The organism is Lactobacillus sp. IBH004 (assembly GCF_026185255.2).
In the GTDB taxonomy this organism is placed as follows: Bacteria; Bacillota; Bacilli; order Lactobacillales; family Lactobacillaceae; genus Lactobacillus; species Lactobacillus melliventris.
The window spans coordinates 485,865-500,259 of sequence record NZ_CP110217.2; the positions used below are offsets into that span (position 1 = coordinate 485,865).

Below are 14,395 nucleotides of genomic sequence, written 5' to 3' on the forward strand. Positions count from 1 at the left end.
GGTAGTACCTCAAACGAGTTAGTACATTGAAAACTGAATATAATCCAAGAAAAACCGAGAAACAATCAAAAGAGAACAGATTGCTAAAGAGCGACCGAGAGAGTATCTTGAGTAAGGTCAAGTAAAGAAGGGCGCACGGTGAATGCCTAGGCACAATGAGGCGAAGAAGGACGTGACGAACCACGAAAGGCTTCGGGGAGCAGTAAGTACGCAAAGATCCGGAGATATCCGAATGGGGAACCCAATGCATGCAGATGCATTACCAGGTGGTGAATCAATAGCCACCTGGGGCAAGACGCAGTGAACTGAAACATCTAAGTAGCTGCAGGAAGAGAAAGAAAAATCGATTTCCCTAGTAGCGGCGAGCGAAGCGGAAAGAGCCCAAACCAGATGATTTATCATTTGGGGTTGTAGGACTGCGACAAGGCAGCGCAAAGGATAGCAGAATTACCTGGGAAGGTAAGCCAGAGAGGGTGAGAGCCCCGTAAGCGAAATCCCAAGCGCGCTGAGCAGGATCCTGAGTAGGTCGGGACACGAGGAATCCCGATTGAAGCAGCGAGGACCATCTCGCAAGGCTAAATACTACATTGTGACCGATAGTGAACCAGTACCGTGAGGGAAAGGTGAAAAGAACCCCGGGAGGGAGTGAAAGAGAACCTGAAACCGTGTGCCTACAAATAGTCAAAGCCCATTAAGGGGTAATGGCGTGCCTTTTGTAGAATGAACCGGCGAGTTACGTTAATTAGCGAGGTTAAGTCAGAAAAGACGGAGCCGGAGCGAAAGCGAGTCTGAAGAGGGCGCAGTAGTTAGTTGATGTAGACCCGAAACCAAGTGACCTACCCATGACCAGGTTGAAGGTGCGGTAAAGCGCACTGGAGGACTGAACCCACGTAAGTTAAAAATTGCGGGGATGAGTTGTGGGTAGCGGTGAAATTCCAAACGAACTTGGAGATAGCTGGTTCTCTCCGAAATAGCTTTAGGGCTAGCCTGGTGCTAGAAAGATCATGGAGGTAGAGCTCTGTTTGGACGAAGAGCCGTCAGGGGTTACTGAATTCAGATAAACTGCGAATTCCAGCGATCAAGGCACTGGAGTCAGACTGCGAGTGATAAGATCCGTAGTCGAAAGGGAAACAGCCCAGATCACCAGTTAAGATCCCCAAATCTATGCTAAGTGGAAAAGGATGTGGAGTTGCGTAGACAACTAGGATGTTGGCTCAGAAGCAGCCATCATTAAAAGAGTGCGTAATAGCTCACTAGTCGAGTGACGCTGCGCCGAAAATTTACCGGGGCTAAGCATAGTACCGAAACTGTGGATGTGCAGTAATGCATGTGGTAGGAGAGCGTTCTAAATGCGGCGAAGTTTAACTGTGAAGATAAATGGAGCGTTTAGAAGTGAGAATGCCGGTATGAGTAGCGCAAGATAGGTGAGAATCCTATCCGCCGAAAGACTAAGGTTTCCTGGGGCAGGCTCGTCCGCCCAGGGTAAGTCGGGACCTAAGGCAAGGCCGAAAGGCGTAGTCGATGGAGAACAGGTAGAGATTCCTGTACTGCTTATCTTCGTTAACAGCGAAGGAGGGACGCAGGAGGCAAAGAACGCATGGCGCTGGAAGCCATGTTTAAGCGTCAAGTGTGGTAATGAGTCAAATGCTTATTACTGGTAAGCACAAGGCGTGATGAGGAGCGAAATTATAGTAGCGAAGGTTCAAGCGTCACACTGCCAAGAAAAGCTTCTAGTGAGAAGATAGGTACCCGTACCGCAAACCGACACAGGTAGTCGAGTGGAGAACACTCAGGTGAGCGAGAGAACTCTCGTTAAGGAACTCGGCAAAATCGCCCCGTAACTTCGGGAGAAGGGGTGCTGGTGTAAAAGCCAGCCGCAGTGAATAGACTCAAACAACTGTTTATCAAAAACACAGGTCTCTGCCAAGTCGTAAGACGACGTATAGGGGCTGACACCTGCCCGGTGCTGGAAGGTTAAGGAGAGCTGTTAGCGCAAGCGAAGCAGCGAACTGAAGCCCCAGTAAACGGCGGCCGTAACTATAATCGATCCTAAGGTAGCGAAATTCCTTGTCGGGTAAGTTCCGACCTGCACGAAAGGTGTAATGATTTGGGCACTGTCTCAACGAGAGACTCGGTGAAATTATAATACCCGTGAAGATGCGGGTTACCCGCGACAGGACGGAAAGACCCCATGGAGCTTTACTGCAATTTGATATTGGGCAGCTGTTAAACATGTACAGGATAGGTAGGAGCCGGAGAAGATAGCACGCCAGTGTTATCAGAGGCAATGTTGGGATACTACCCTTGTTTGATGGCTGCTCTAACCAGAGCCTCTAAGCGAGGCATGGGACAGTGTCAGACGGGCAGTTTGACTGGGGCGGTCGCCTCCTAAAGTGTAACGGAGGCGCCCAAAGGTTCCCTCAGAATGGTTGGAAATCATTCACAGAGTGCAAAGGTATAAGGGAGCTTGACTGCGAGAGCGACAACTCGAGCAGGGACGAAAGTCGGGCTTAGTGATCTGGTGGTACCGCATGGAAGAGTCATCACTCAACGGATAAAAGCTACCCTGGGGATAACAGGCTTATCTCCCCAAGAGTTCACATCGACGGGGAGGTTTGGCACCTCGATGTCGGCTCGTCGCATCCTGGGGCTGAAGTCGATTCCAAGGGTTGGGCTGTTCGCCCATTAAAGCGGCACGCGAGCTGGGTTCAGAACGTCGTGAGACAGTTCGATCCCTATCCGTCGTGGGCGTAGGAAATTTGCGAGGAGCTGTCCTTAGTACGAGAGGACTGGGATGGACATACCGCTGGTGTACCAGTTGTCTTGCCAAAGGCATCGCTGGGTAGCTAAGTATGGCCGGGATAAGCGCTGAAAGCATCTAAGTGCGAAGCCCCCTCAAGATGAGATTTCCCATACGCAAGTAGTAAGACACCTCAAAGACTAAGAGGTAGATAGGCTGGGAGTGGAAGAGCCGTGAGGCTTGGAGCGGACCAGTACTAATCAGTCGAGGACTTGACCAAAGCTTAAAGGCAATCAAGGTTTTTTTAGCGGATTATATTTAGTTTTGAGTGTAAAAGCTCACAAGGAAAAGTACGGTGGCAAGAGCAAGAAGGAAACACCTGTAACCATGCCGAACACAGCAGTTAAGCTTCTTCACGCCGAGAGTAGTTGGTGGGAGACTGCCTGCGAGGGTAGGACGTTGCCGTGCATATGGAGGATTAGCTCAGCTGGGAGAGCATCTGCCTTACAAGCAGGAGGTCACAGGTTCGAGCCCTGTATCCTCCATTCCGAGTCGTTAGCTCAGTTGGTAGAGCATCTGACTTTTAATCAGAGGGTCGACGGTTCAAGCCCGTCACGACTCATAGCCCATTTTGCGGGTGTGGCGGAATTGGCAGACGCGCTAGATTTAGGTTCTAGTGTTTTCGGACGTGTGGGTTCAAGTCCCACCACCCGTATTCGCCAATAATATATACCATATTTACATTTTGCCGATTTAGCTCAGTTGGTAGAGCATCTGTCTTGTAAACAGGGGGTCGTACGTTCAAATCGTATAATCGGCATTTCATATTTTGCGGAAGTAGTTCAGTGGTAGAACATCACCTTGCCATGGTGGGGGTCGCGGGTTCGAATCCCGTCTTCCGCTTTCATTACTTGCCGGGGTGGCGGAATTGGCAGACGCACGGGACTTAAAATCCCGCGGTTGGTTTCAACCGTACCGGTTCGACTCCGGTCCTCGGCATTTAGTGATGCGCCCTTAGCGCAACTGGATAGAGTGTCTGACTACGAATCAGAAGGTTGAAGGTTCAAATCCTTCAGGGCGCATAATAACGGGAAGTGGCTCAGTTTGGTAGAGCACCTGGTTTGAGATCAGGGGTCGCAGGTTCGAATCCTGTCTTCCCGATTGTAATCTAATATATGGTTACATTTGTTGGCGGTGTAGCTCAGCTGGCTAGAGCGTCCGGTTCATACCCGGGAGGTCGAGGGTTCGATCCCCCGCCGCTATTTCCCAGAGCTTGGACCTTTAGCTCAGTTGGTTAGAGCAGACGGCTCATAACCGTCCTGTCGTAGGTTCGAGTCCTACAAGGTCCATAAAAGTATGGAGTTTGTTTGTACTTTTAATTTAAAATAATCGCGGGATGGAGCAGTCTGGTAGCTCGTCGGGCTCATAACCCGAAGGCCGGTGGTTCAAATCCACCTCCCGCAATATAGTCCATTGGAGCAGTGGTTTATCTCGTCTCCCTGTCACGGAGAAGATCATCAGTTCAAATCTGATATGAATCGTAGGATGGCTCGGTAGCTCAGTCGGTAGAGCAAAGGATTGAAGCTCCTTGTGTCGGCGGTTCGATTCCGTCCCGCGCCATTTATTATTAGTGCGGGTATGGTTTAGTGGTAAAACGAAAGCCTTCCAAGCTTTAGTCGCGAGTCCGATTCTCGTTACCCGCTTTTAGAGCCTATAGCTCAGCTGGTTAGAGCGCACGCCTGATAAGCGTGAGGTCGATGGTTCAAGTCCATTTAGGCCCATTCTGGAGACTTACTCAAGTGGCTGAAGAGGCGCCCTTGCTAAGGGTGTAGATCGGGTTATTCTGGTGCGAGAGTTCGAATCTCTCAGTCTCCGTAAATAAAAGCTCATAACAGTTGATGTTATGAGCTTTTTACTTACCTATGTTCGCCAAAAGTTCGCCATGCTTCTAAATTTCATCAAGTATCTTTACAATTTGTTGATCAGATTTCTGTTTGAGCTCATCAAGCATGTATGCATAAACACCTGCCGTAATACTCATATTTGCGTGCCCTAAACGTTTAGAAATAGAATATAGGTCAACTCCCTTAAATAATAATAAAGCCACGTGAGTGTGCCGTAAACTGTGAAAATGGAAGCCTTTTTTATTTATACCGATTTTTGCTAAATGTTGTCGCAAAGTTTTATTTACGGCATTTGAAGTAGGAATGGTTCCTCTATTGTCGATAAAAATTCTTTCATGGTTATTTACTTTTAATTTGCTTAAAATATCTAGTAATTTTTGATCAACTTTAATTATTCTGGTCGAAGAAATATTTTTTGTGCTCTTGTTAATTTCATTTGAATCATAGTTGACAATATTTTTATTGTCGTAGTCCCATGACTTATTTATTGTTATTGTTTTATTTTTAAAATCAATATCGTGCCACGTAAGGACTTTTATTTCACCTGGACGCATACCGGTATAGATAATAGTTAATAACATATATCTGCTTGTATAACGAGTATTTAGACCGTCAAGTAGTGACTCTTTTAGTTTTTGAACTTGTTTAAAATTTAGATAGTCTATTTTACGCGTACGTTCAGAATTCCAGGTTAAGTTAATTCTATCTGTAAAATTGGTTGTTATTAGACCCTCACTGATGGCATCTTTGACACAGCTACGAATTGTTCCATTTGTTTTCTGAACGGTTACTTTGGCATGTGTTTTGCCATATGAGTTAAAAAAGTCCTGATAACGTGCCCTGGTCATTTTAGATAACTTTATATTACCAAAATTTTCTTTAATAAGATCATAGGCTCTACGATAACGCCTTTTAGTGCTATTAGATTTTCCAGGTGCTTTATAGCGTTTATACCACTCGTCAAAGTAATCAGCAAAAGTTGGATCTTGATCCGATATTAAATTTTTATCTTTGGCTACTTCAAATTCATTAGCCCATTTTTTAGCTTGCATTTTTGTTGCAAAGCCGCTTTTAGTCTTATATTTACGATTATTTTGTTCATCGTACCAAGATACTTGAGCTTGCCAAGATTTACCACGCTTTTTTATATAAGCCATTTTAAATTTTATCTCCTATGCTATAATAGGGTATGCAAAAGGGCATACTCCCTGATGTATTTTTCTTAAAGCTACTAAGAATTTGTTTTCCAAGCGTATTCTTAGTAGCTTTTTTTATTTATCCAAAAATTATAAATTATTTCAAACCATATTGAGATTTACCGGTCAAACTCTCGCCTGTAAAGTCTAATGATACATTTGCTCCCAAGCTACCTTTTAGTCCCGTAAACCAGGTAAATTTGGTTTTATAACTACCAAATATTAGCATTTGAGTAACTTCATCTGGAATACCAAATTTTTTATAAGCTTTTTCGCTGTTAAGGTCACCTGATAGCTTGTTGTAGGTTTTTTTAGTAAACGTAGGCTTTGCTCTTTTCCAGCGTAGCCCAGTTTCAGCACTACCAACAGCATGATTATTTACAAAAGTAACAGTTATAGTAACATCCTCATATCTCCAAATGGCAAGTTCAGTTTTTACACCAGAGGTTTCGCTTGAAGATGTTTCTGATGGTGAAGAATTAAATATTTTTTTAACCTTTTTATAACTAGTACCACCTTGGCCGCTTTTCATAAGATCGCCCAATTTTATTTTGTAATATGCTTGTAAAATGGCAAGATTGTCCATTGATATTTGATCGCCGCGTTCACCAGTATAAATTTCTTCGTCATTGGTATCGTCATTGGTATCATCTGATTCCTCAGTAGTTTTATTTTCAGATTTTTGTTCAGTTTTAGTATTATCAGAATCATTCGAACTTTTTCCTGCACCGTAAGCTCCATCAATTAAAACAAATAAAGCTAATATTGTAATTATCCAAAACCATATTTTTTTATAAAATGGCTTGCTAGTTTTGTTCATTTTTCCCTCCTAAATTAATACATTTATTAGTTAAATAAAATGTACTACTTTTTAGGAGTTCTTAAAAGCCTATTTAATCAGTTTTGGCAATAACTAGGAAACATCGTATTCAACATGCACTACTTTGCCTAGAATTTTTCCTGGCTTATCTTTATTTAATACGATCGGATCATAGGCATTATTTTCTGGAATCAAGATTACTTCATTACCAGCAAATTTAACTCGTTTAATCGTTGCTTCATCATCAATTAATACAGCAGCTAGATCACCATTTTCTACAGTAGATTGTCTAACTAAGGTTATCAAAGAACCATCTGGAATTAGTGGCTGCATTGAATCACCTTGACATTTCAGCATGAATAATTTTTCAGACGGTTTGTGGTCAAAAGTTAAATCACGATATCCTATTACGTTCTGTTCTGCGAAAATTGGTTCTCCACAGGCAATATTTCCTATTATAGGAACTCTAACTTGATAATTGTGAGGTTTAGAATATGTATAGCTTTTAAATTCTTTATCAGTTGCAGGTTGTAAAGGACTTTCTCCAATTGGGTAAGAATGAATTATTTTTGAAAAAGTATCTTTAGTGTTTTCATGAACAGAATATTGTGTTTTATGAATACTATTAATGGTATTGTTAACTTTCTCAACATGATCTCCCAGAAGATCATCAATAGTGACATGTAATACTTTTGCCACTTTTTGCAAATTACTTATTTTGGGAACACTATTTTTCCAGCTGTATATTGAGTTAGTCCCTAGACCAGCTTTGTTATTAACTTCAGAAAGAGTCATGTGCTCTTCTTTTGCTATTTCTTTGATTTTTTCGAAAGTATTCATAATTTAGCATTCCTCCTAATTTAAGATGTTTTTGATAAAGTTTACTAATTAATTGTTGACATCTATTAGAAAGTTTTGTTATTATGTAGATGTCAACTAGTTAACTAACTAATTTGGCATAGCAAAAAGAAGCAACTAACTGTATGGGGATACCGTTAAGCTTATTTGCTATAGATTAATATTAGGATACTTACTAAAATTTGTCAACTAATTGATGAAGAAATAACAGAAAATGAGGTGAAATTTATGATTAATCAATCATTAGAAGAAAGTGCTAAGGAATGTGAAGTTAAATTTAAAGTTGCTCTTGTTGAAAAACAAATTACTCAAAGAAAATTAGCAGCAAAATTAGGAACTACCCCTCAGCAAGTTAATCGGGCGATTAAAGGTGATACATCTCCAATGTCAAAAAAAATTAGGGAGAAGATGCAAAAAATCTTAGGTATCACTGACTAAACGAAAGGAAGTGATTAAGCAATGGCAAATGTAATAGACCTGCCAATACCAGTTGAAACCTTGACTGGTGTTGTTGACCAAATAATGAAGGAAAGGGGCTATGTACCTGCAGAATCCTTAGTAGGAAAAACAATAAAAATGAAGGAATTTTCCGAAAAATACTGCGGTAAAAAAGCTCCTAACTGGATTAGATTGTTTATTTTTGATGAATATCCAGAAGTTAACGTGAAAAACGGTGGCTGGGTAGTTAACCCAAGAAGAACGGAAGAGGGTAGTAAGACTATCATTTTTGAAAAGCCGGCTGCGGAATGGATGGAGAAGCATCGAAATGACATTGACTGGAATGCAAAACTACCGCAATAAGGAGGTGAAACACAATGGAAACACAAGCCAAAGAAATTAACTATGTTTATTTTTACTTTGATCAATTTGGGAAACGAGTTCCACTGATTGCAGGAGCTGATAACGGTAGAAACCTGGACAGTGAAATACATCCAAATTTGACTCTAAAAAAACTAATCTTGGAACAAATGCCAAAGGATCAGACTTCAAAAGATGTTTATGTATTGATAGATGGAGTTGAATTCAAATTAGGAAGCTTAGATAAATCAGAGAGGCCTCCAAAAAACAAATTAAGAGCACTGAACTTGTATTCTGATAATTCACAGGCATACGGCATCATCTTTTATGCTCATGATGAAAAAGATAACAAAGTGCCTTTAGCCACTATGTCATTGAAGGCAGATGACCTAAAAAGGGCAACTTTGATTGATAGAGAATATTCCAGAATTTTAACAGGAATTGCCAAAGAATGTGACTTGTCACCAGAACTTTATGTTTGGATCAATGGAACAAAATTTAAGCTCAAAAAGCCTGAAGAATTAGATATTGAACGCATTCATGAAATTTTAAATGGGTCAAAATGACAAGAATTTTATTAATGATAGCTTCTCTTTGGATATTGGAGTTTTATCTTATATATCATTCGAAAAAAGAGAAAAGTTACGTATCTATTACTTGGATAGTCGGCACTACAATAATTAATTTTCTAGAAACAATGTTTTTATTATTTTCAGAAATTTCTATTTTGCAAAAAATGTGAACTTGAGATACAAACCCAGATTGCTTATTAATTATGTTTGAAGAAGATGGCTTAGTTGCAGAAATTAAACGTTTGTAATTTTGTAACGTTGTTGTATGAGGAAAAAATTATGGAAAGGATATTAGAAGAATGGCAGCACATTTTATACGCAGGTTTCGGCACTTGTCCGAAAAGCAAAGGCTTGTTAATCGTATCATTGCTTCTAGCAATTGCTGTGCTAGCATTGGGGATTTACATCCTAAGTTTACCGCCCTTTCTGCCAGGGACGATTTGAGTAGAAAGAAACAATTATGAAATTAACTATTGTGGGAAAGCCAGAAGAAATCAACAAGCTTATTAAGTTGATTAACGAAGGAGATGATGATACGGAAGTAGTTAAAGAAACAAAAGAAATCGGATTTTTAGCAGAAAAAAAGCCCGACGACTAATCGGACTTTTAATGAAAGTTTTAAGGATACTAAGGAGATTATAACACAGATGGAGTGTATTGGTACAGAAGCTAATGGTGGCTTAGCTACATATGGCGAATATGGCTGCGACTACGACACCGCAAGGGACTTTGTAGTCGCCCAAGCCTTTCTGATGAACGACCTAAAAAAATATACTGAAGCAGTTGGCTACTCACCAAAGAATCCACGAGGAATGCGAACCTATGAGGACATGTTGGAAGACTTTTCTGAATGGTGGGACGATCCTGACGGAGAATGGTGGTACGACTTAGCAATGTTCTACTTTGACGGACATGAAATAACTGACAAAGAAAGAGAGGCATTGTAATGGCTGAAAATGAACTTAAAAAGGGACAAGAAATAATTGCGCTAGGTAGTAAGCAATATGGCATTGCTTTTACGCCTGCAAAAATTGATTTCCCTGAATACGAAAAAATGAAAAGCAGTGTTGATGCAATTAACACTGAATTTACCAAATACGATGTAGACACTAACAATCTTAAGTCAGCAAAGGAAGCTCGTGCCCGTCTTAACAAGCTAAAAAAAGACCTCAATGACAAGAAAATTGCCATTGTTAAAGAGGCAGACAAGCCTGTTTTAGACTTCAAAAACCTAATTAAAGAACTTATTGATGAAATAAGTCAAGCTTCCGACCACATTGGCAACCAGATTAAAGTGTTTGAAGATAACGCTAAAAAGCAACGTGAAGCCAATATTAATGCTGATATTAATAAGCGATGTAAAGAAGCTGGCGTTGATGCAGAGAAAATTGAGATCAATCAAAAATGGTACAACAAGTCGGAGTCTTATGCCACGTTTGAAAAAGAGATTAGCCAACAAATTAATCTTCTAATTAAAGAAAAAAATCAACTAACAGAAAATATTAAAGTTGTCACAGCCAAAGCTAACGATCTAGGCCTGCCATATCAACACTGGGTTGAGCAGTTAAAAAATGCGTCTCTAAGCGATGTGTTAGGGGAAATGGATAATTACGCCGAAGAGGTAAAAAAAGCCGTTGAGCGTGAAAATAAGCCCAAATCAGAGGCTAACAAAAACATTGTCGAGAAAAATGGAAAAGCCATTGATAGGAACACTGGCGAAGTTATAGCTGACTATCACATAGCCTACCTGATTACTAAAAAGGCAAGAATTAAGCTAGGTGGTACTAACTATCAATTTAATCAATTGATGCAATACCTTAAAGATATGGGGTTCAAAATTGAGAGGGTTAAGTGATGGAATTTATCGGAGACGAACAGAGCCGTGCTATTTGGAATCAGCATTTCATTCAGGTGAAAAGCCAGATCAAACAGCCTAGAAGGACACACACAGTTAAAGTCGTGACGCAAAAGGGCAGGAATTACAGCTACAAGTATGCTGATTTAGCAGACGTAGACAAAGCTGTAATGGACGCTTGTCGACAAGTTAAGGACAAAGATGGCAATGCTGCTTTCGCATACTACTTCGACATAGCCAACAGTAGCCAAGGCGTTTGGGTGCAGACTGTCATGGTAGACACATCAGGCGCTCAGATGATAACAAATAAGGTCTGGTTCAGCAATACCAAAAGTGAAGATGCACAAAAGACAGCGAGTTTAATAAGCTACGCAAAGAGATATAGCTTAAGTGCTGCCTTTGGAATAGCTAGTGAAGATGACGATGATGCACAGAGCCTCAAACCACAAGATAACCGTAGGCGAGTAATGGTATTAGATGTTGATGAACTAAACAGCTTTAAGGTCAATGTCCTGGGCAAAAGTTATCTTCTAAAAGACATTTGGAATGATTACTTAGAATATAAAGATCCTGAAACATTGCATTGGCTAATGGATCAAAAAGATCCTCAAACTTTGCAAGCTATTAAACAATTCAACGATCAATACAAGATGAAAAAGATTTTAGATCAAGCAAAAGAAAAAAAGGCGAAGAAAGCAAACGAAACAAAGCCAGCTGATAAAACAGAAACAGGTACAAGCAAGGACATTGAGACAGAAAAAAATGATGAAATCAAAAAATTAGTTGATGGTGATACTACTGATGATGAAACACAAACACTTAATCTCTTTTAGGAGGATTGTATCATGGTGCGTTTAATTAAGAAAGATAATGGCAATTACACCAATACGAATAATCAGCTAGTGAGAGATGACGACTTAACTTGGAAGGCTAGAGGTATTTTTAACTACCTCTGGAGTCAAGCGAATGAATGGCAGTTTTACGTAAAAGAAATAGCTAGTCATTCCAAAGACGGAGAAAAGGCTCTGCAGTCGGGTTTACAAGAACTTGAAGAACATGGCTATTTAAAAAGAGTTAACCGTCATTCAAAAAACGGCAGCTTTGATGGACTGGATTGGATCTTAGATGATACAGGTAGACTCAACCGTCAAACACAAAACAGCGTTAACGGTAAAATGTCGACAAAACCGCCAAAAAACCGCCAAAACACGCCTGACGTGAAACGCGCCCAGCGTGAAACACGCCCAGCGCAAAACCTCCCACTAAGTAATAACAATAGTAAGAATTATCAATATAAAGAAATATCAAATAAAAGAAATAATGGTTCAGCTAAAGCAGAACCTAGCTCTATCCATCAAGATGTCATTGATTATCTTAACGAAAAGCTAGGCGCTAGATACAAGGCAAGCTCTGCTATTAACAAAAGGCTAATAGATGCACGAGTCAAAGAGGGGTACAAGCTAGATGACTTCAAGCAAGTTATAGACAACAAAGTGGCTTCGTGGGCTAATGACACGAAAATGAGTAAGTACCTGCGACCACAGACGTTATTCGGGACAAAGTTTGAAAGCTACCTAAACGAGCGAGCGCCTAACGTGCCAGCACACGCAGAGTTTGGTGAAGAAGCTTACGCAAACGGGACAATGGATGGTGTGGATGAAGATGACCTACCCTTTTAGATAATTGGAGGAGCTATGAAAATTAATGGCAAGACAGTCAATATAATTGCACATCGAACAAAGGTAACTAATCAGATATGTCCTATACATCATGAGCACCTGGTCTATTTAGAAGGTTTCAAAAAAATGAAGCCGTTCTGTGAATTGTGCCAAGCCGAGAAAAAGCAGGCTCAAATAAAAAAGATGGCTCAGAACTTGAGAACTAGACAGACTAGAGGCTATCTTAAGCGGCAATCGCTGGTCGATCGGGATGAGGTGTTTAATTACACCTTTAAAAATTTCAAAGCCCAGCCTAAAACCTTTGAGTACTCGGCTAAAAAAGGCGCGCATGACATAGCAAAAGGCTATCTTAGATATCCAAATGCAAAAGGTAACTGTATCTTTTACGGCAATGCTGGCTCGGGAAAAACACATCTTGCTATGGCAATCCTTAATGCAGTTAACGATAATGCAGATCCAATGGTGAGATGTTTGTTCATCAGCGTCAACAAGCTAATCCGTGAGATGAAGAACTGGTTCCAGGACAAAACAGGAATATGGTCGCCAAAACATGTTACCGATGTTGTCAGCAAAGCTAACCTGGTTGTGCTGGATGACCTGGGAGCAGAGAGTGCCAACAATATGGCTACTAGCTTTGTGCAGGACACAATCTTTGACATATACGAAAGCAATCAACGGATCATAACAACAACCAATTTGAGCTTGGACGAGCTTTACAGGACGTATCACTCAAGGCTAGTAAGCAGAATGCAAGAGAGTGATCGGCGCAAGGTTATTGATTTTTCAAAAATAACAGATAAAAGACCGAGAATTTAGGAGAAAAAGAAAAATGGAAAAAGAAACCGATTTAAATATAAAAGTTAGTATAACAGGCATGCTTGATATTGCAATTAGTGATTTGCAAGAAATTAAAAGTGATATTGAAAGCGGGAGAGATCAGGATATACCTCGCCTGCTAGAAAGATCAAAAGGAATACTGAATTCCTTAAAACTTGAAGATGATGAATCAGATGAAAAGCACAGAAAAAGTTACAGATTGGAATAAAATCTATAACCAGATGTTCCAGAAACGAGCAGTAGACAGATTTAATTATGACTGTACCCACGGCATAGGTGCATTTGACAGACGAGAAAAAGAACAACTAAAAGAATTACACAAATTTTTCGTAAATATTGAGAAAGAAAGTGACAACAATGCAAGACGTCCAGTTATTTACATTTAACGGAGAAGAAGTAATAGATAGTCGTGATGTTGCTAATATGATTGGCAAGTCACATTCACATTTAAGCAGAGATATTGCTGGCTATATCAGTGATATTGAGGAGAATCCAAAATTGGTTTCTCCTAATCAGCTGTTTATTCCAAGCACTTACCGTACTAAGCAAAACAAAGAAGTCAGGAATTATTTGCTTACAAAACAAGGCTGCGAATTTGTCGCTAATAAGCTGACAGGTAAGAAGGGCAATCAGTTCACTGCCGAATATGTGACGCTATTTAATCGCATGAAGCAACGAGAAAGCAGTCGCATTGAAATGGTTTACAAAGAGTGGAACATACCGACTACCTTTGCAGGTGCTCTTAAGTTGGCTACCGAACAAGCTGAGCAATTGGAAAAGCAGAAACCAAAAGTTGATTATTTCAATTCTCAAATGAGGAACCCTGGTTTGATGACTACAACAGAAATCGCTAAAGATTACGGCTGGAGTGCTGCCAAACTTAATCAGGAATTGCATAAGCGTGGCATTATCTACCAGCAAGGAAGCGGTCATCGTAAAGTTTGGGTAGTTTATCGCGACTATGCTAATCAGGGCTATACCCAATACGAGCCATTTACTTATAAAAATGGCGGTAAACAAGGTATGCATAACAACTTGAAATGGACGCAAAAGGGCAAAAAATTTATCTACGATCTATTAGCGAAAGATGGTATCAGACCGACACTAGAGCAGATGGAATTTATGGAGGATTAGAA

The 14,395-nt window shown here is 40.5% G+C and carries 15 protein-coding genes, 15 tRNA genes and 2 rRNA genes; 29 read left to right on the forward strand and 3 right to left on the reverse strand.

The features are described 5' to 3' along the window. The first annotated feature begins 115 nt into the window (after positions 1–115). From LDX54_RS02345 to LDX54_RS02425, 17 genes are all read left to right on the forward strand, one after another. Positions 116–3,020 (forward strand): 23S ribosomal RNA (locus LDX54_RS02345). Between the two features lie 71 nt (positions 3,021–3,091). Further along, positions 3,092–3,208: ribosomal RNA gene (rrf, locus tag LDX54_RS02350) — 5S ribosomal RNA — on the forward strand. Between the two features lie 4 nt (positions 3,209–3,212). Then, positions 3,213–3,285 (forward strand) — tRNA-Val (locus tag LDX54_RS02355). A gap of 4 nt (positions 3,286–3,289) precedes the next feature. Beyond that, positions 3,290–3,362 (forward strand) — tRNA-Lys (locus LDX54_RS02360). A gap of 11 nt (positions 3,363–3,373) precedes the next feature. After that, positions 3,374–3,455 (forward strand) — tRNA-Leu (locus tag LDX54_RS02365). Positions 3,456–3,487: 32 nt separating this feature from the next. After that, positions 3,488–3,560, forward strand: a tRNA-Thr gene (locus LDX54_RS02370). Positions 3,561–3,571: 11 nt separating this feature from the next. Beyond that, a tRNA-Gly gene (locus tag LDX54_RS02375) sits at positions 3,572–3,643 on the forward strand. Positions 3,644–3,653: 10 nt separating this feature from the next. Continuing rightward, positions 3,654–3,739: transfer RNA gene (locus LDX54_RS02380), tRNA-Leu, on the forward strand. Positions 3,740–3,748: 9 nt separating this feature from the next. Further along, positions 3,749–3,822, forward strand: a tRNA-Arg gene (locus tag LDX54_RS02385). A 6-nt stretch (positions 3,823–3,828) separates the two neighbouring features. Next, a tRNA-Ser gene (locus LDX54_RS02390) sits at positions 3,829–3,901 on the forward strand. A 29-nt stretch (positions 3,902–3,930) separates the two neighbouring features. Beyond that, positions 3,931–4,002: transfer RNA gene (locus LDX54_RS02395), tRNA-Met, on the forward strand. A gap of 13 nt (positions 4,003–4,015) precedes the next feature. Further along, positions 4,016–4,089 (forward strand) — tRNA-Ile (locus LDX54_RS02400). A 41-nt stretch (positions 4,090–4,130) separates the two neighbouring features. After that, a tRNA-Met gene (locus tag LDX54_RS02405) sits at positions 4,131–4,204 on the forward strand. Between the two features lie 83 nt (positions 4,205–4,287). Next, positions 4,288–4,360, forward strand: a tRNA-Phe gene (locus LDX54_RS02410). A gap of 12 nt (positions 4,361–4,372) precedes the next feature. Next, positions 4,373–4,443: transfer RNA gene (locus LDX54_RS02415), tRNA-Gly, on the forward strand. Between the two features lie 4 nt (positions 4,444–4,447). Further along, positions 4,448–4,521, forward strand: a tRNA-Ile gene (locus tag LDX54_RS02420). 4 nt (positions 4,522–4,525) lie between these two features. Then, positions 4,526–4,615, forward strand: a tRNA-Ser gene (locus LDX54_RS02425). Positions 4,616–4,688: 73 nt separating this feature from the next. On the opposite strand, the gene LDX54_RS02430 is transcribed toward LDX54_RS02425, so the two are convergent. The 3 genes from LDX54_RS02430 to LDX54_RS02440 form a co-directional block, all read right to left on the reverse strand. Then, on the reverse strand, positions 4,689–5,801 hold the full coding sequence (locus tag LDX54_RS02430) for a tyrosine-type recombinase/integrase (RefSeq protein WP_265666989.1): 1,113 nt from the start codon (positions 5,799–5,801) through the stop codon (positions 4,689–4,691). Between the two features lie 136 nt (positions 5,802–5,937). After that, positions 5,938–6,660 (reverse strand): DUF3862 domain-containing protein, encoded by a 723-nt coding sequence (locus LDX54_RS02435; protein ID WP_265666988.1) that lies wholly within the window; start codon positions 6,658–6,660, stop codon positions 5,938–5,940. A 93-nt stretch (positions 6,661–6,753) separates the two neighbouring features. Next, positions 6,754–7,500 (reverse strand): XRE family transcriptional regulator, encoded by a 747-nt coding sequence (locus LDX54_RS02440; RefSeq protein WP_265666987.1) that lies wholly within the window; start codon positions 7,498–7,500, stop codon positions 6,754–6,756. 246 nt (positions 7,501–7,746) lie between these two features. On the opposite strand from LDX54_RS02440, the gene LDX54_RS02445 reads away from it, so the two are divergent. The 12 genes from LDX54_RS02445 (at position 7,747) to LDX54_RS02500 (ending at position 14,393) form a co-directional block, all read left to right on the forward strand. After that, positions 7,747–7,956, forward strand: a complete 210-nt coding sequence (locus tag LDX54_RS02445) for a helix-turn-helix transcriptional regulator (protein ID WP_265666986.1) — start codon at positions 7,747–7,749, stop codon at positions 7,954–7,956. Between the two features lie 21 nt (positions 7,957–7,977). Continuing rightward, on the forward strand, positions 7,978–8,319 hold the full coding sequence (locus LDX54_RS02450) for a DUF771 domain-containing protein (RefSeq protein ID WP_265666985.1): 342 nt from the start codon (positions 7,978–7,980) through the stop codon (positions 8,317–8,319). 14 nt (positions 8,320–8,333) lie between these two features. Then, positions 8,334–8,882 (forward strand): hypothetical protein, encoded by a 549-nt coding sequence (locus LDX54_RS02455; protein WP_265666984.1) that lies wholly within the window; start codon positions 8,334–8,336, stop codon positions 8,880–8,882. 466 nt (positions 8,883–9,348) lie between these two features. Further along, positions 9,349–9,486, forward strand: a complete 138-nt coding sequence (locus LDX54_RS02460) for a hypothetical protein (protein ID WP_265666983.1) — start codon at positions 9,349–9,351, stop codon at positions 9,484–9,486. A gap of 49 nt (positions 9,487–9,535) precedes the next feature. Next, complete coding sequence (locus LDX54_RS02465; protein ID WP_265666982.1) at positions 9,536–9,835, forward strand: hypothetical protein; 300 nt, start codon at positions 9,536–9,538, stop codon at positions 9,833–9,835. Beyond that, on the forward strand, positions 9,835–10,743 hold the full coding sequence (locus tag LDX54_RS02470; protein WP_265666981.1) for a DUF1351 domain-containing protein: 909 nt from the start codon (positions 9,835–9,837) through the stop codon (positions 10,741–10,743). The genes LDX54_RS02465 and LDX54_RS02470 overlap by 1 nt, the downstream gene beginning before the upstream one ends. Further along, positions 10,743–11,576, forward strand: coding sequence for an ERF family protein (locus tag LDX54_RS02475; protein WP_265666980.1), 834 nt, complete (start codon positions 10,743–10,745; stop codon positions 11,574–11,576). The genes LDX54_RS02470 and LDX54_RS02475 overlap by 1 nt, the downstream gene beginning before the upstream one ends. Positions 11,577–11,588: 12 nt before the next feature. Further along, entirely contained in the window at positions 11,589–12,422 is an 834-nt protein-coding gene (locus tag LDX54_RS02480; protein WP_265666979.1) for a conserved phage C-terminal domain-containing protein, read from the forward strand. Between the two features lie 126 nt (positions 12,423–12,548). Continuing rightward, positions 12,549–13,238, forward strand: a complete 690-nt coding sequence (locus LDX54_RS02485; protein WP_265666978.1) for an ATP-binding protein — start codon at positions 12,549–12,551, stop codon at positions 13,236–13,238. Between the two features lie 13 nt (positions 13,239–13,251). Then, positions 13,252–13,467 carry a hypothetical protein gene (locus tag LDX54_RS02490; protein WP_265666977.1) on the forward strand — a complete coding sequence of 72 codons (216 nt, stop codon included), beginning with the start codon at positions 13,252–13,254 and terminating at the stop codon, positions 13,465–13,467. Beyond that, positions 13,433–13,645 carry a hypothetical protein gene (locus LDX54_RS02495; RefSeq protein ID WP_265666976.1) on the forward strand — a complete coding sequence of 71 codons (213 nt, stop codon included), beginning with the start codon at positions 13,433–13,435 and terminating at the stop codon, positions 13,643–13,645. The genes LDX54_RS02490 and LDX54_RS02495 overlap by 35 nt, the downstream gene beginning before the upstream one ends. Then, the gene (locus tag LDX54_RS02500) at positions 13,617–14,393 is read left to right on the forward strand and encodes a phage regulatory protein/antirepressor Ant (RefSeq protein WP_265667662.1); all 777 of its coding nucleotides are present in this window, start codon (positions 13,617–13,619) and stop codon (positions 14,391–14,393) included. Before LDX54_RS02495 ends, LDX54_RS02500 begins: the two co-directional genes overlap by 29 nt. Positions 14,394–14,395 lie beyond the last annotated feature (2 nt).

Coding starts and splice junctions, on each gene's coding strand:
- LDX54_RS02440 (WP_265666987.1), bottom strand. CDS start 7,500: ATGAATACTTTCGAAAAAATCAAAGAAATAGCAAAAGAAGAGCACATG.
- LDX54_RS02450 (WP_265666985.1), top strand. CDS start 7,978: ATGGCAAATGTAATAGACCTGCCAATACCAGTTGAAACCTTGACTGGT.
- LDX54_RS02465 (WP_265666982.1), top strand. CDS start 9,536: ATGGAGTGTATTGGTACAGAAGCTAATGGTGGCTTAGCTACATATGGC.
- LDX54_RS02435 (WP_265666988.1), bottom strand. CDS start 6,660: ATGAACAAAACTAGCAAGCCATTTTATAAAAAAATATGGTTTTGGATA.
- LDX54_RS02485 (WP_265666978.1), top strand. CDS start 12,549: ATGAAGCCGTTCTGTGAATTGTGCCAAGCCGAGAAAAAGCAGGCTCAA.
- LDX54_RS02495 (WP_265666976.1), top strand. CDS start 13,433: ATGAAAAGCACAGAAAAAGTTACAGATTGGAATAAAATCTATAACCAG.
- LDX54_RS02490 (WP_265666977.1), top strand. CDS start 13,252: ATGGAAAAAGAAACCGATTTAAATATAAAAGTTAGTATAACAGGCATG.
- LDX54_RS02475 (WP_265666980.1), top strand. CDS start 10,743: ATGGAATTTATCGGAGACGAACAGAGCCGTGCTATTTGGAATCAGCAT.
- LDX54_RS02480 (WP_265666979.1), top strand. CDS start 11,589: ATGGTGCGTTTAATTAAGAAAGATAATGGCAATTACACCAATACGAAT.
- LDX54_RS02500 (WP_265667662.1), top strand. CDS start 13,617: ATGCAAGACGTCCAGTTATTTACATTTAACGGAGAAGAAGTAATAGAT.
- LDX54_RS02430 (WP_265666989.1), bottom strand. CDS start 5,801: ATGGCTTATATAAAAAAGCGTGGTAAATCTTGGCAAGCTCAAGTATCT.
- LDX54_RS02455 (WP_265666984.1), top strand. CDS start 8,334: ATGGAAACACAAGCCAAAGAAATTAACTATGTTTATTTTTACTTTGAT.
- LDX54_RS02460 (WP_265666983.1), top strand. CDS start 9,349: ATGAAATTAACTATTGTGGGAAAGCCAGAAGAAATCAACAAGCTTATT.
- LDX54_RS02445 (WP_265666986.1), top strand. CDS start 7,747: ATGATTAATCAATCATTAGAAGAAAGTGCTAAGGAATGTGAAGTTAAA.
- LDX54_RS02470 (WP_265666981.1), top strand. CDS start 9,835: ATGGCTGAAAATGAACTTAAAAAGGGACAAGAAATAATTGCGCTAGGT.